Genomic DNA, 14,104 nt, shown 5'->3' on the forward strand with positions numbered 1-14,104 from the left:
GCGGCCAAACGGGTGCAGGTGATGCTAAGCGCTTCACTCAACGGGAGATTTTTCATTTTCCACATGTTCTGTGGATAAGTTTGTGAATAGAGTGCCTGAAACGGGCTGAAACCGTTGTGCAGCCGTGTCCCCGTTTGGATTGCTGCTTTTTTGTGCAGAAAGTAAGTCATTATTAATCAATGTCTTGCATTACTCGCCCCAGGGGTGCGGTCGGTTTCGGCTGGTAAACCGGGGCATTTCCGGGATGCTGTGGAGAAGTGACGGCCTGTGCACGATTTCTCGCGGGTTCCAGGGCAGTTTCGTTCCTGCAGGCCGCGCCGTTCCGTGATTCGTCCCGAGTTCCCGATGCGCTGATCGATCGGCCCCGTGCCGCGCCGCCGACGCTAGAATCGCGGCATGCGCGAACCAGCCTCCCGCCCCGAGATCCTGACCGTGGCGGCGCTCAACCGGGCGGCGCGAGAGGCAGTCGAACAAGCTCTGCCAGCGCTGTGGGTAGCCGGAGAGATATCGAATTTCCGCCGCTACGACTCCGGTCATTGCTACTTCGTGCTGAAGGACGCCCAGGCGCAGGTGCGCTGCGTGATGTTCCGCCACCGCGCCTCGCTGCTGGGCTGGCAGCCGAGCGACGGCAGCGAGGTCGAGTTGCGCGCCGTACCGTCGCTGTACGAGGCGCGCGGCGATTTCCAGCTCAATGTCGAGACGATGCGCCGTGCCGGCCTGGGCGCGCTGTTCGCTGCGTTCGAGCGGCTGAAGGCGAAGCTGTCGGCCGAGGGCCTGTTTGCCGCCGAGCGCAAGCGGCCGCTGCCGTCGTTCCCGCGCACCGTCGGCATCGTCACGTCGACCTCGGCCGCGGCCCTGCGCGACATGCTCACCACGCTGCGCCGGCGCGCCCCGGGGGTGCACGTGATCGTCTACCCGGCGCTGGTGCAGGGCGAGGGCGCGGCACGCCAGATCGCGCGCGCGATCGCGGTGGCCGGCGAACGGGCGGAATGCGACGTGCTGATCGTCGGGCGCGGCGGTGGCAGCATCGAGGACCTGTGGTCGTTCAACGAAGAAGTCGTCGCGCGCGCGATCGCCGACAGCCCGATCCCGACCGTCAGTGCGGTCGGGCATGAAACCGATTTCACCATCGCGGACTTCGTCGCCGACGCCCGCGCGACCACGCCGACCGCCGCTGCCGTGATGGTGGTTCCGGACGCGGCGCAGCTGCACCAGCGGTTGCAGGCGCAGGCTGCGGTGCTCAGCCGCGCGCAGTGGCGCCTGCTGGAGCAGCGAATGCAGACCCTTGACCACCTGCAGCGCCGCCTGACGCATCCGGGTGCCCGTGCGCGCGACCAGGCGGTCGCGCTCGGCCATCTGCAGCGCCGGCTGTCGCAGGCGCAGGCCCGCCTGCTGGATGCTGCGGCCAGCCGCACCGGGCGCGTCGCCGCGCGGCTGGCGCAGGTGCGGCCGGACGCCGCCGCGAAGGCCGCCGATCTGGCGCGCCTGGGTGCGCGATTGTCGAGCGCCGGCAGCCGGTTGATCGAGCGCCGCCAGTCGAGACTCGATGCGTTGCGGGCGAGCCTCGTGCACCTGAACCCCGAGGCGGTGCTCGAGCGCGGCTACAGCATCACCCGACTGCCAGGGGGCAAGGTGCTGCAGGATGCCCGCGACGCCGTACCGGGCACCGCGCTCGAAACCATGCTGGCGCACGGCAGCGTGCGCTCCATCGTCGGCTGATCCCGGTCAGTCGGCGAGCATGCCGCCGAAGAAGTCGAGTACCTGCCCCATGGGGTTGGGCGCCAGACAGTCGAAGGTTGCCACCTCCGGCATAGAGCGCAGCCAGGTGAGCTGGCGCTTGGCGAGCTGGCGGGTGGCTGCGATGCCGGTGCTGCGCAGTTGCCCGAGCGAGGTGCGGCCGTCCAGGTAGGCCCAGGCCTGGCGGTAACCGACGCAGCGCATCGATGGCAGTTCCGGGTCCAGCGCATGCCGCTCGCGCAGCCGGCGCAGCTCGCCGATCAGCCCGAGTTCGAGCATCTCGTCGAAGCGCGTCTCGATGCGTGCGTGCAGCAGGCTGCGGTCCGAGGGTACCAGCGCCGCCTGGATCAGCCGGTAGGGCAGCGGCCGGGGTGGCCGCTCGCGCAGCAGTTTCGACATCGGTTCGCCGCTCAGGTAGTACACCTCGAGCGCGCGCTGGATGCGCTGTGCGTCGTTCGGGTCGAGCCGTGCCGCAGTATCGGGATCGCAGCGCGACAGTTCGTCGTGGAGCGCGGGCCAGCCGCTGCCGGCGGCCATCGTGTCGATCACGCTGCGGGTGGCTGCATCCGCCTGCGGCAGGTCGGCGATGCCCGAGGCGAGTGCCTTCAGGTAGAGCATGGTGCCGCCGGTGAGCAGCGGCAGGTTGCCGCGCGCGGTGATTGCGGCCATCGTCGACAGCGCATCCTCCACAAAGCGCGCTGCGCTGTAGCGCTCGGTCGGTTCAAGAAGGTCGACCAGGTGGTGCGGTACGCTGGCCAGCGTCGCCGCGTCGGGCTTCGCGGTGCCGATGTTCATGCCGCGGTAGACCAGCGCGGAGTCGACGCTGACGATTTCGCACGGCAGGCAGCGGGCGAGTTCGACCGCGACCCCGCTCTTGCCGCTGGCGGTCGGTCCGGTGAGCACCAGCGCGGGTGGCAAGCCCTGCCTGTCGCGGTCGGCGTGCATCAACGGCCGCGCAGGAACATCCGGTCGAGTTCGGCCAGCGTGACCTGGCACCACGTCGGCCGGCCGTGGTTGCACTGGCCGGACCTTTCGGTCGCCTCCATCTCGCGCAGCAGCGCGTTCATTTCGGCCAGCGTCAGTGCCCGGTTGGCGCGCACCGCGCCATGGCAGGCCATCGTCGACAGCAGCTGGTCGCGCCGGGCCGCGACCGTATCCACCTCGCCCGACTCGTGCAGTTCGGCAAGCACGGATCGGGCAAGGTCGACCGGATCGGCACGCTCCAGCGTGGCTGGTACGGCACGCACCACGATCGCTCCCTGGGACAGCGGGGCCATGTCGAAGCCCAGCTGGTCGAGCGTGCCGCGGTGCTCGCCGATCGCGGCAATGTCCAGTGCCGAAGCCGCGAACGAGACCGGCAGCAGCAGCGGCTGGCGCGGTACCGCCCCGGCATCGATGCTCTGCTTCAGGCGTTCGAACACAATGCGTTCGTGCGCTGCGTGCATGTCGACGACGATCAGTCCCTGTGCATTCTGGGCCAGCACGTAGATCCCGGCCAGCTGGCCGAGCGCGAAGCCCAGCGGCGGCGCGGCGCCGTCCGGGACAGCCATGCGGGCCTCGCCGGCCGTTGTGGTGCCGCGGACGGCATCGAGGGGTGCCCCGGTCCCGCCCGACCCCACCTGGCCGAACAGCGCGTCGTAGAGCGCCGACGGTTCGGACGAACGAAGCCCGAGCGGGGCCTGCGCCGGGCCCGCACCTCGGCTGGCCGGGTCGCGGCCCCAGCCTGCGGGCGCCTTCCACGACGGGCTGGCTGCGCCGCCGTCGCGGTCGCCGGGCACGTCCGCCGGCAGCGCATCCTGCCGGCTGGCGAGGCTGCCGCCGGTCGCGCCCGCCCGGGTCGAGGCGAGTGCCTTCTCGAGCGCATGCAGAACGAACTGGTGCACCGCCTGCGACTCGCGGAAGCGCACCTCGATCTTCGTCGGGTGCACGTTCACGTCGACCGCGCGCGGGTCGATGGTGACGTAGAGCGCGAACGCGGGATGGCGCTGGTGGTGCAGCACGTCGCGGTAGGCGGCGCGCACCGCGTGCGAGAGGAGCTTGTCGCGCACGAACCGGCCGTTGACGAACAGATACTGTGCATCGCGCGAGGCCCGGGAGTAGGCGGGCTGTGCGATCGCGCCGCTGATCGCCAGGTGCCCGATGTTCTCTTCGACCGGCAGTGCGGCATCGGCGAAATCGCTGCCCAGCAGCGCGACGATGCGCGCCGCGCGATCCTGGGGCGGCAGGCGCAGCACCGGCTTGCCGTTGTGGGACAGGCGGAAGCCGACCGCAGGGTGGGCGAGCGCGATGCGGTGCACTGCCTCTTCGCAGTGCGCGTACTCGGTCTGCTCCGACTTGAGGAAGCGCTTGCGGGCCGGCGTGTTGAAGAAAAGATCGAGCGCCTCGATGCGGGTGCCCGGCGCGATCGCGGCCGGGCCGATGCGGGCGCCGGCATCGCTGCCGGCACCGGTCGCACCCATGTGGCCGATGCGCCAGCCGTGGCGCGAATCAGCGGTGCGGCTGGCGAGGGTGAGGTCGGCCACCGATGCGATCGAGGCCAGCGCCTCGCCGCGGAAGCCGAGGCTGGCGACCGATTCCAGGTCTTCGAGCGCCGCGATCTTGCTCGTCGCATGGCGGGTCAGTGCCAGCGCGAGGTCGTCCCTGTCGATGCCGTGGCCATTGTCGGTCACCGCGATCCGGCGCGTGCCGCCGGCGTCCAGTTCGATCGCCAGTTCGGTCGCCCCGGCATCGATCGCGTTCTCGAGCAGTTCCTTCAGCGCCGAGGCCGGGCGCTCGATCACCTCGCCGGCCGCGATCTGGCTGATCAGCAGGTCGGGCAGCGCGTGGATGCGCACCACGGGTTTTGCCGCTGGATCCGTCGGGGACATGGGGCGGGATTATAGGGGTGCGGCCACCCGATCCGGGCCCCGCCGACCCCGTCAGGCATCAAGAAGGTCTGGCTTGCCCGCGAGTTTTGAATATAATCCGAGGCTTTTTGGTCGGCGTCGGCCATCACCACCATAACCGCTGCCTGGCGTGGAGAAGGACCTCTTGAAATGAAGATCGGCATTCCCACTGAAGTTCGACCCGGCGAGACGCGGGTTGCGGCGACTCCCGAGACAGTGAAGAAGTATTGCGCGGGCGGCCAGAACGCCGTGTTCGTGCAGGCTGGCGCCGGGGCCGGTGCCAATTTTCCCGACGCCGACTACGCTGCCGCGGGTGCCACGGTCGTGGCCGATGCCGCCTCCGTCTACGGCCAGTGCGATCTGGTCCTGAAGGTACGCTCGCCACTGCCGGAAGAAGTCTCCGCGATGAAGTCCGGCACGGTGCTGATCGGCCTGCTGGCACCGTACGACGCGGCCGGCATCGAGGCGCTCGCGAGCAAGGGCCTGACCGCCTTCGCGATGGAGCTGCTGCCGCGCACCTCGCGTGCGCAGTCGATGGACGTGCTCTCCTCCCAGGCCAACATTGCCGGCTACAAGGCGGTGGTGCTGGGCGCCGACACCTACGGCCGCATCATGCCGATGCTGATGACCGCCGCCGGTACGGTAAAGGCCGCGCGCATGGTGATCCTGGGCGCGGGCGTGGCCGGCCTGCAGGCCATCGCGACCGCGAAGCGGCTGGGTGCGGTGATCGAGGCGTCCGACGTGCGCCCGGCGGTGAAGGAGCAGATCGAGTCGCTCGGCGCGAAATTCATCGACGTGCCGTACGAGACCGACGAAGAGCGCGAGATCGCCCAAGGTGCAGGCGGCTACGCGCGGCCGATGCCGGCCTCGTGGATGGGGCGCCAGGCGGCCGAAGTCGCCAAGCGTATCGCGCTGGCCGACATCGTGATCACCACGGCGCTGATCCCCGGCCGCAAGGCGCCGGTGCTGGTCACCGACGACATGGTCAGGTCGATGAAGCCCGGCTCGGTGATCGTCGACATGGCGGTCGAGCAGGGCGGCAACGTCGAGGGATCGAAGGCAGGCGAGACCGTGGTCTCGCATGGCGTGAAGCTGGTCGGGCAGACCAACCTGCCGGCCCTGGTCCCCACCGATTCCAGCGCGCTGTACGCCCGCAACCTGATGACCTTCCTGGCGCTGATGCTCGACAACAAGACCGGGCAGTTCAACCTCAACCGCGAAGACGACCTCGTCGCCGGCACCCTCGTGTGCCACGGCGGCGAACTCGTGCGCAAGCAATAACCTCGAAAGAGAGAGCGGCCATGGAACTCGTTGACCCGACCATCACAAACCTGATCATCTTCGTGCTCGCCATCTACGTCGGCTTCCACGTGGTGTGGAACGTGACCCCCGCGCTGCATACGCCGCTGATGGCGGTGACCAACGCGATCTCCGCGATCGTCATCGTCGGCGCGATGCTCGCCGCCGCGCTGACCGAGACCCCGCTGGGCAAGACGATGGGCGTGCTCGCCGTCGCACTGGCCGCAGTGAACGTGTTCGGTGGCTTCCTCGTCACGCGCCGGATGCTCGAGATGTTCAAGAAGAAAGAGCCCCGGAAAGCCGCGGGAGACCACGCATGAGCATGAATCTCGTCGTTCTGCTGTACCTGATCGCCTCGGTCTGCTTCATCCAGGCGCTCAAGGGCCTCTCCCATCCGACGACGTCGCGGCTGGGCAATCTGTTCGGCATGGTCGGCATGGCCATCGCCGCGCTGACCACCGTCGGGCTGATCTACAAGCTCGCCGGGCAGTCGGCGACCACCGGCATGCTGTACGTGATCGGCGGCGTCGCGGTCGGCGGCACGCTCGGCGCGGTGATGGCCAAGCGCGTCGAGATGACCAAGATGCCGGAGCTGGTCGCGTTCATGCACTCGATGATCGGCCTGGCAGCCGTGTTCATCGCCGTGGCGACGGTCGCCGAGCCCTGGGCGCTCGGCCTCGTCAACCGTGGCGAGCCGATCCCGATCGGCAACCGGATCGAACTGTTCATCGGCGCATTCGTCGGTGCGATCACCTTCTCCGGTTCGGTGATCGCGTTCGGCAAGCTGTCGGGCAAGTACAAGTTCCGGCTGTTCCAGGGTGCGCCCGTTCAGTTCAAGGGCCAGCACATGCTCAACCTGGTGCTGGCGATCGCCATGCTCGGTTTCGGCATCGCGTTCGTGGTGACCCAGGACTGGACGCCGTTCTGGGCGATGCTGGCGATCGCCTTCGTACTCGGCGTGCTGATCATCATCCCGATCGGCGGCGCTGACATGCCGGTGGTGGTGTCGATGCTCAACAGCTACTCCGGTTGGGCGGCGGCGGGCATCGGCTTCTCGTTGAACAACTCGATGCTGATCATCGCCGGGTCGCTGGTCGGATCGAGCGGGGCAATCCTGTCCTACATCATGTGCAAGGCGATGAACCGGTCGTTCTTCAACGTGATCCTGGGCGGGTTCGGCCAGGAGGGCGGTGCCGCTGCGGGTACGGCCGAGCAGCGCTCCGTGAAGAGCGGCAGCGCGGACGACGTGGCGTTCATGCTGTCGAACGCCGACAGCGTGATCATCGTTCCGGGCTACGGGCTGGCGGTGGCACGGGCGCAGCATGCGGTGAAGGAAATGGCGCACAAGCTGCAGGCCAAGGGTATCCAGGTGCGCTACGCGATCCATCCGGTCGCGGGTCGCATGCCTGGGCACATGAACGTGCTGCTGGCCGAAGCCGAGGTGCCGTACGACCAGGTCGTCGAGATGGAGGACATCAACAGCGATTTCGGGCAGACCGACGTGGTGATGGTGCTCGGCGCCAACGACGTGGTGAACCCGGCCGCGCTGGTGAAGGGCACGCCGATCTACGGCATGCCGATCCTCGATGCCTACAAGGCGCGTACCATCATCGTGAACAAGCGGTCGATGGCCGCCGGTTATGCCGGCCTCGACAACGAGCTGTTCTACATGGACAAGACGATGATGGTCTTCGGCGACGCGAAGAAGGTCGTCGAGGATATCGTCAAGGCGATCGAGTAGTAATCGCCGGGCCCACGGAGCTTCCCGCCCCGTACGGCCCTTGGCCCGCCTGCGTCTAGGCGGGCGATGCCTTCGCCGGCTGCGGCTCCATCGGCCGCGCCGGGTCGGCGCACCACTCGCTCCACGATCCGGGGTAGAGCCGCGAGCCGCCGAGCCCGGCCACTTCCATCGCCAGCACGTTGTGGCAGGCGGTCACGCCGGATCCGCACTGGTGGACGACCTGCCCGGCTGTGTGCCCGGTCATCAGGTCGATGAATTCGCGGCGCAGGGTGCCGGCCGGCTTGAACGTGCCGTCGCTCTCGAGGTTGGACTGGAAGAAACGGTTGACCGCGCCGGGGATATGCCCGCCGACCGGATCCATCGTCTCGTTCAGGCCGGCAAACCGTTCCGGCGTGCGGGCATCGACGATCAGCATGTCCGGTGAGCGCAGGTTCTCCAGTACGGTCGATACATCGACCCGCAGCGCATCGCGCTGCCGCGGCGTGAACGTTGCGGGCTGGCCGTTCGGCGCGGCCTGCGTCAGCGGCCGGCCCTCGAGTTTCCACTTTGGCAGTCCACCGTCGAGTACGGCAACCGTATCGTGGCCCAGCCAGCGCAGCATCCACCACAGGCGGGCTGCGAAGAAACCGCCGCTCGCGTCGTAGGTGACGACCTGTCTGCCCGCGGCGACGCCTTGCTGGCCCAGCCAGTTCGACAGGGCAACGACATCCGGCAGCGGATGGCGGCCGGAGCGCCCGGTCTTGGGGCCGGACAGGTTCTCGTCGAGGTGGGCGAAACGTGCACCGGGAATGTGGTCGGCGGCATAGGCGTTGCGGCCGGCTTCGACGTTCATCAGGTCATGCCGGCAGTCGAAGACGACGAGATCGGGATCGGACAGGTTCGCGGCGAGCGCCTCGGTGCTGATCAGGGTGTGGTGGTTCATCTGGGTGTGTCGTTCTCGAGCCTGGGGAGCGGCTCTGCGCCGCGGGAAGCCGGCTGGTCACCGGTGCCCCGAGTGTATAGCCCTCGGCGGCGGTGCGCGCCGTGCAACGACCGACAGCACGCCGGCGCTGGCGATCAGCGACATGCCCAGCCAGCCTGCGGCCGTCGGTGCCTCGCCTGTCGCGAACAGGTCGTACAGGCCGGCAAACAGCACGCCGCAGTAGGACAGCGTCGCCACGACCAGGGTCGCGCCCCGCGAGTAGGCGCAGGTCATCGCCAGCTGCGAGGCGAGTGCAAAGGCGCCGATGGCCGCCAGCAGCGGCAGGTCGGACGCGCGTACCGGCGTCGCGCCGGTGAACGGCAGCGCCACAACACCGGCCACGAGTCCGAGCAGCGCGAAATAGAACACGGTCCGCCACTCCGGTTCACCGGCCGCGCCGAGCTGCCGTACGCCGAGATAGGCGACAGCCGCCACCGCCCCGCCGGCCAGGCCGAGCAGGCCCGGTATGAGCGGCGAACCTTCCGTCCAGGGTTGCAGCAGTGCAAGCACGCCGGCGAAGCCGGTCGCGATCGCCACGACGGCGGGCAGCGACAGTCGTTCCCGCAGCAACAGGCCGGTGATCAGCGCGAGGAACAGGGGCGAGGTGTAATTGAGCGTGACTGCGGTGGCAAGCGGTGCATGCGCCAGGCAGGCGAAGAACAGCAGCATCGAGACCACGCCCGCGATGCTGCGCACCAGATGCCCACGCCAGTGCGGTGTGCGCAGCGGCCACCCGGCCAGGCGGGTGAACAGCACGATCGCGACCACGATGAACAGGCTGCGGTAGAGCATCAGCTCGCCCAGCCCGAAGCGGCCGGCAGCCAGCTTGACGAACACCCCATGGGCGGTGAAGAACAGCCCGGAGACGACCATCCACAGGGCTGCCACGCGGGTGGCGGCCTGCTAGCTGCCGTGCAGCTGGCGCTGCACGAACTCGTGGAAGTGCTGCATGCCGTCCTCGTAAGGAGAGTGGTACGGGCCGACATCGTCGCGGCCCTGGCGCCAGAGGATCCTGCGCCCCGCCTGCATGCGTTCGCAGATCTCGCGGTCCTCGGCGGCGGTCTCGATGTAGGCGGCGCGCTGCGCCTCGACGAACTCGCGCTCGAAACAGGCGATCTCCTCCGGGTAATAGAACTCGACGATGTTGGTGCATCGCTCCGGGCCGTCTGGCCTGACCGAGCTGACCACCAGCACGCCCGGGTACCACTCCACCATCACGTTCGGATAGTAGGTCAGCCAGATCGCGCCCAATTGCGGCGGCTTGCCGCCGCGCTGCTTCAGCACCTGCTCGTGCCAGCGCGAATAGACCGGTGAGCCGGCGGCGCGCGCCAGCCGGCTGTTGACCCCGACCCGCTGCACCGAATACCAGTCTCCGAATTCCCAGTCGAGGTTGTCGCAGTCGACGAATCGGCCAAGCCCGGGATGGAACGGGTCGACGTGATAGTCCTCGAGGTACACCTCGATGAAGGTCTTCCAGTTCACGTCGTAGTGCTCGACCAGCTGGTGGTCGAAACGGTAGCCATCGAAGTCGATCTCCTCGACCCGGGAGAGTTGCGCGAGGTCGTGCGCGATGTCGCGCCGCGCATCGAACAGCAGCCCGTTCCAGCGGGTGAGCGCCGTGCGCTGCAGATCGAGGCAGGGCGATGCGCCGAACTTCGGCGCCCCGAGCAGGCGCCCGGACAGATCGTAGGTCCAGCGATGCAGCGGACACACGATCTGTTCCGAATGGCCGGCACCCTGCAGCATCTGCGCCTGGCGATGCCGGCAGACGTTGGACAGCAGTTCTATGCCCCCGGCGTTGCGTACGAGAACATCGGCGCCGCGAGTGGTCTCCGGCACGCGGTAGTCTCCGGGCTCCGGCACCATCAGCTCATGGCCGATATAGCGCGGGCCGGCATCGAAGATCAGGCGTTCCTCCATCGCCCATATGGCCGGGTCGATGTACCAGCCGACCGGCAGCTGTGAGGCTGCCGGTCGGAGCCGCTGGACGCCTGCAAAATCCGTCACTGAGTCCTCCTGACGCGCGTGCGAACGAACCACTTCCACATGAGTGCTGCGAGCCCCAGCCCTCCGTCCGAAAAGGCCGGGGATTGTCCCCTGAATCAGTGGGGCGGGCAACGAACGCCCCCGCAGCGAAGCCTGCCGGGATCGGTCTGCGCACCTGCGCTGTCGCCGCGGTTGACCCGGGCGGCCCGGCTCGGCTAGCCTCTGCGCCCCATGGTCGTCGTGCCGCTGCAACGGCGGCGCCAGGCCCGCACCTTCAAGGAACCGATGGCCAAGCCCTCTGCAAAGGATTCCGCCGCCCCCGCCCGGTTCGAGACCGCGATGTCGGAACTCGAGAAGATCGTCGCCGCTATGGAAGCCGGGCAGCTTTCGCTGGAGGAATCGCTCGAAAACTATCGGCGCGGCGCCGAACTGCTGACCTGGTGCCAGGGGCAGTTGCAGGCGGTCCAGGCACAGGTGAAGGTCCTCGAGGACGGCCTGTTGAAGGACTTCACGCTGGATGCCGCGGGCGCGCGCGTGGGCCCGGGTGCCCGCGCCGCCGGTGGCGCCGATCCCGATGACGCCGATGCCGGCGACGAGCGCGATTGAACCTGCAGGGCCGACCCGGCAGGTCGTTTGCCGCTAGGGGCGCGCTCAGGTATCTTCGGCGGATGTACCTGTCAGCCTGCGCATGAGGTAACCGAGCCGATGTCTGCCGATGCGGCGGGTTTCGAGGCGTGGATGCGCGCCCATCAGGCGCTCGCAGAGCGGGCGCTGGATCGGGTGCTGCCCGACGCCGGGCATGCGCCTGCAAGGCTGCATGCTGCGATGCGCTATGCCGCATCGGGCGGTGGCAAGCGCGTGCGGCCACTGCTTGCCTTTGCCGCAGCAGACGTGGTGCAGGCACCGGTCGAGCGCGTCGCCCTGGCCGGGGCTGCGGTCGAACTGATCCATGCTTACTCGCTGGTGCACGATGACATGCCCTGCATGGACGACGACACGCTGCGGCGCGGCAAGCCGACCGTCCATGTGCAGTACGACGAGGCAACGGCACTGCTGGTCGGCGATGCCCTGCAGAGCCTGGCGTTCCAGGTGCTCTCCGAACAGCCGCTCGCAGACGATCCGGCCCGCCAGCTCGAAATGGTCCGGCTGCTGGCACAGGCGTCCGGTTCGCGCGGCATGGCCGGGGGGCAGGCAATCGATCTGGCAGCGGTCGGTGGAACGCTCGACGTCGCCGAACTCGAATTCATGCATGTCCACAAGACCGGTGCGCTGATACGATGTGCGACACTGTTGGGGGCGCTGTGCGGACGTCCGCTGGACGAGGCAGAGCGCGCTCATCTCGATCGTTTCGCGAAGGCGATCGGGCTCGCTTTCCAGGTGGTCGATGACCTGCTCGATGCCGAAGCAAGCACGGCCACCCTGGGCAAGACGGCGGGCAAGGACGCCGAAGCGAACAAGCCGACCTACGTCACCGTACTCGGCCTGCGCGCTGCGAAGGAATGGGCGCGCGACCTGCGCGCACAGGCGGATGACGCGCTTGCTCCGCTCGGTCCGGGCGCTGCCCGACTCGGCCAGCTGGCCGATTTCATCGTGAAGAGACAATTTTGAACAAGCCGCACGAAGTCTTCGAACTGCTCGGCCGGATCGAAAGCCCGGCAGACCTGCGCACGCTCGATCGCCGCCAGTTGCCGCAACTCTGCAACGAGCTGCGCGAGTTCCTGCTGCAGTCGGTGTCGCGCACCGGGGGCCACCTGTCCTCTAACCTCGGTACGGTCGAGCTCACGGTCGCGCTGCACTATGTGTTCAATACCCCCGACGACCGGCTGGTGTGGGACGTGGGGCACCAGACCTACGCGCACAAGGTGCTGACCGGCCGGCGTGCGGGCATGGATCGGCTGCGCATGCGTGGCGGCATCGCCGGATTCCCGCGTCGGGACGAGAGCGAGTACGACACGTTCGGCGTCGCGCATTCGTCTACCTCGATCAGTGCCGCGCTCGGCATGGCCGTGGCGGCACGCCGCATGAACGAACCGCGGCGGGTGGTGGCGATCATCGGCGATGGTGCGATGTCCGCCGGCCTCGCTTTCGAGGCGCTGAACAACGCCGAGTCGGCCGAATGCGACCTGCTGGTGATCCTGAACGACAACGACATGTCGATCTCGCAGCCGGTCGGGGCCCTGCACAACTACCTGGCGCGGCTGATGTCCGGGCGCTTCTACACCGCGGCGCGCCGTGCCGGCGAGAAAGTGCTGTCGGCCGCACCGGGCATGCTTGAACTGGCCAAGCGCGCAGAGGAGCACGTGAAGGGCATGCTCCTGCCGGGCACGCTGTTCGAGGAGTTCGGCTTCAACTACCTCGGTCCGGTCGACGGGCATGACGTCGACACGCTCACGAGCACGCTGCACAACCTGCGCAACCTGCGCGGCCTGCAGTTCCTGCACGTGGTGACGCGCAAGGGCAAGGGATACTCTCCGGCCGAGGTCGACCCGATCCAGTATCACGGGGTGTCGAAGTTCGACCCGGTGGCCGGCATCGTCGCGAAGGCGGCTCCGGTCCCGGCACCGGTCCCGGGCTACACGCAGGTGTTCGGCGACTGGCTGTGCGACATGGCCGCCACCGACCCACGTCTGGTCGGCATCACGCCGGCGATGCGTGAAGGCTCCGGCCTGGTGCGCTTCTCGCGCGAGTACCCCGACCGTTATTTCGACGTGGGGATCGCGGAGCAGCACGCAGTGACCTTCGGAGCTGGCCTGGCCTGCGACGGCATGAAGCCGGTAGTTGCGATCTACTCGACCTTCCTGCAGCGCGGCTACGATCAGCTGGTGCATGACGTGGCCATCCAGAACCTCCCGGTGCTGTTCGCGATCGACCGGGGCGGCCTGGTCGGGGCCGATGGCCCGACCCACCACGGTTCGTTCGACCTGTCGTTCCTGCGCTGCGTGCCGAACCTCACCGTGATGGTGCCCTCGGACGAAAACGAGACGCGGCAGATGCTGTACACCGCCTGGACCCTCGATACGCCGACGGCGGTACGCTATCCGCGCGGCAACGGCCCCGGTGTCCCGGTCGAGTCGAAGATGGCCGCGCTCCCGGTCGGCAAGGGCGAGGTGCGGCGCCGCGGCAGCGACGTGGCCTTCCTGGCCTTCGGCTCCATGGTAGCGCCCTGCCTGAAGGCGGCCGAGGTGCTCGACGCCACCGTGGCGAACATGCGCTACGTGAAGCCGCTCGACGTCGAACTGGTGCGCGAGCTCGCCGCCAGCCATCGCGTGCTGGTCACGGTGGAAGAGAATGTCGTGATGGGAGGCGCTGGCAGTGCAGTGCTCGAGGCTCTCGCCGCCATCGGATGGTCGGGCAAGACGATCCAGCTCGGCCTTCCTGACAGCTTCGTCGAGCACGGAGACCCGGCCGGCCTCCTCAAGGAGTGCGGGTTGGACAGCGAGGGCATCCTTGGGCAGGTCCGGGCGCGCATGTAGCCTCGCGCTCCTTGCGACGTTC

Annotated in this window: 12 protein-coding genes; 7 read left to right on the forward strand and 5 right to left on the reverse strand. The window is 68.2% G+C overall.

What is annotated here, in order from left to right; all coding sequences use genetic code 11:
* Nucleotides 1-396 precede the first annotated feature (396 nt).
* Nucleotides 397-1,719, forward strand: coding sequence for an exodeoxyribonuclease VII large subunit (locus ING98_15325; protein MCA3103235.1), 1,323 nt, complete (start codon nt 397-399; stop codon nt 1,717-1,719).
* 6 nt (nt 1,720-1,725) lie between these two features.
* On the opposite strand, the gene miaA is transcribed toward ING98_15325, so the two are convergent.
* Nucleotides 1,726-2,682: a tRNA (adenosine(37)-N6)-dimethylallyltransferase MiaA gene (gene miaA / locus ING98_15330; protein ID MCA3103236.1), complete on the reverse strand. Its 957-nt coding sequence runs from the start codon at nt 2,680-2,682 to the stop codon at nt 1,726-1,728.
* Complete coding sequence (gene mutL / locus ING98_15335) at nt 2,682-4,574, reverse strand: DNA mismatch repair endonuclease MutL (protein MCA3103237.1); 1,893 nt, start codon at nt 4,572-4,574, stop codon at nt 2,682-2,684. Before mutL ends, miaA begins: the two co-directional genes overlap by 1 nt.
* Nucleotides 4,575-4,772: 198 nt before the next feature.
* On the opposite strand from mutL, the gene ING98_15340 reads away from it, so the two are divergent.
* From ING98_15340 to ING98_15350, 3 genes are read left to right on the forward strand one after another with little or no spacing between them, the layout of a single operon-like run.
* Complete coding sequence (locus ING98_15340; protein ID MCA3103238.1) at nt 4,773-5,903, forward strand: Re/Si-specific NAD(P)(+) transhydrogenase subunit alpha; 1,131 nt, start codon at nt 4,773-4,775, stop codon at nt 5,901-5,903.
* Nucleotides 5,904-5,923: 20 nt separating this feature from the next.
* Nucleotides 5,924-6,241, forward strand: a complete 318-nt coding sequence (locus tag ING98_15345; GenBank protein ID MCA3103239.1) for an NAD(P) transhydrogenase subunit alpha — start codon at nt 5,924-5,926, stop codon at nt 6,239-6,241.
* Nucleotides 6,238-7,662 carry an NAD(P)(+) transhydrogenase (Re/Si-specific) subunit beta gene (locus ING98_15350; protein MCA3103240.1) on the forward strand — a complete coding sequence of 475 codons (1,425 nt, stop codon included), beginning with the start codon at nt 6,238-6,240 and terminating at the stop codon, nt 7,660-7,662. The genes ING98_15345 and ING98_15350 overlap by 4 nt, the downstream gene beginning before the upstream one ends.
* A gap of 55 nt (nt 7,663-7,717) precedes the next feature.
* Here ING98_15350 and ING98_15355 read toward each other — a convergent pair whose 3' ends face one another.
* The 3 genes from ING98_15355 to ING98_15365 are packed head-to-tail and all read right to left on the reverse strand — an operon-like array spanning nt 7,718 to nt 10,630.
* Nucleotides 7,718-8,584 (reverse strand): sulfurtransferase, encoded by an 867-nt coding sequence (locus tag ING98_15355; GenBank protein ID MCA3103241.1) that lies wholly within the window; start codon nt 8,582-8,584, stop codon nt 7,718-7,720.
* 57 nt (nt 8,585-8,641) lie between these two features.
* Entirely contained in the window at nt 8,642-9,511 is an 870-nt protein-coding gene (locus tag ING98_15360) for a DMT family transporter (protein ID MCA3103242.1), read from the reverse strand.
* A 15-nt stretch (nt 9,512-9,526) separates the two neighbouring features.
* On the reverse strand, nt 9,527-10,630 hold the full coding sequence (locus ING98_15365) for a Rieske 2Fe-2S domain-containing protein (GenBank protein ID MCA3103243.1): 1,104 nt from the start codon (nt 10,628-10,630) through the stop codon (nt 9,527-9,529).
* A 264-nt stretch (nt 10,631-10,894) separates the two neighbouring features.
* On the opposite strand from ING98_15365, the gene ING98_15370 reads away from it, so the two are divergent.
* From ING98_15370 to dxs, 3 genes are all read left to right on the forward strand, one after another.
* Nucleotides 10,895-11,215 carry an exodeoxyribonuclease VII small subunit gene (locus ING98_15370; GenBank protein MCA3103244.1) on the forward strand — a complete coding sequence of 107 codons (321 nt, stop codon included), beginning with the start codon at nt 10,895-10,897 and terminating at the stop codon, nt 11,213-11,215.
* Between the two features lie 99 nt (nt 11,216-11,314).
* Complete coding sequence (locus ING98_15375) at nt 11,315-12,217, forward strand: polyprenyl synthetase family protein (GenBank protein ID MCA3103245.1); 903 nt, start codon at nt 11,315-11,317, stop codon at nt 12,215-12,217.
* Nucleotides 12,214-14,082, forward strand: a complete 1,869-nt coding sequence (dxs, locus tag ING98_15380; protein MCA3103246.1) for a 1-deoxy-D-xylulose-5-phosphate synthase — start codon at nt 12,214-12,216, stop codon at nt 14,080-14,082. Before ING98_15375 ends, dxs begins: the two co-directional genes overlap by 4 nt.
* Nucleotides 14,083-14,104 lie beyond the last annotated feature (22 nt).

It is taken from the genome of Rhodocyclaceae bacterium (genome assembly GCA_020248265.1).
In the GTDB taxonomy this organism is placed as follows: domain Bacteria; phylum Pseudomonadota; class Gammaproteobacteria; order Burkholderiales; family CAIKXV01; genus CAIKXV01.

Excerpts from the sequence above, each read along its gene's own strand:
- ING98_15325 (MCA3103235.1), top strand. The coding sequence starts at position 397 with ATGCGCGAACCAGCCTCCCGCCCCGAGATCCTGACCGTGGCGGCGCTC.
- miaA (MCA3103236.1), bottom strand. The coding sequence starts at position 2,682 with ATGCACGCCGACCGCGACAGGCAGGGCTTGCCACCCGCGCTGGTGCTC.
- ING98_15340 (MCA3103238.1), top strand. The coding sequence starts at position 4,773 with ATGAAGATCGGCATTCCCACTGAAGTTCGACCCGGCGAGACGCGGGTT.
- ING98_15345 (MCA3103239.1), top strand. The coding sequence starts at position 5,924 with ATGGAACTCGTTGACCCGACCATCACAAACCTGATCATCTTCGTGCTC.
- ING98_15350 (MCA3103240.1), top strand. The coding sequence starts at position 6,238 with ATGAGCATGAATCTCGTCGTTCTGCTGTACCTGATCGCCTCGGTCTGC.
- ING98_15355 (MCA3103241.1), bottom strand. The coding sequence starts at position 8,584 with ATGAACCACCACACCCTGATCAGCACCGAGGCGCTCGCCGCGAACCTG.
- ING98_15370 (MCA3103244.1), top strand. The coding sequence starts at position 10,895 with ATGGCCAAGCCCTCTGCAAAGGATTCCGCCGCCCCCGCCCGGTTCGAG.
- ING98_15375 (MCA3103245.1), top strand. The coding sequence starts at position 11,315 with ATGTCTGCCGATGCGGCGGGTTTCGAGGCGTGGATGCGCGCCCATCAG.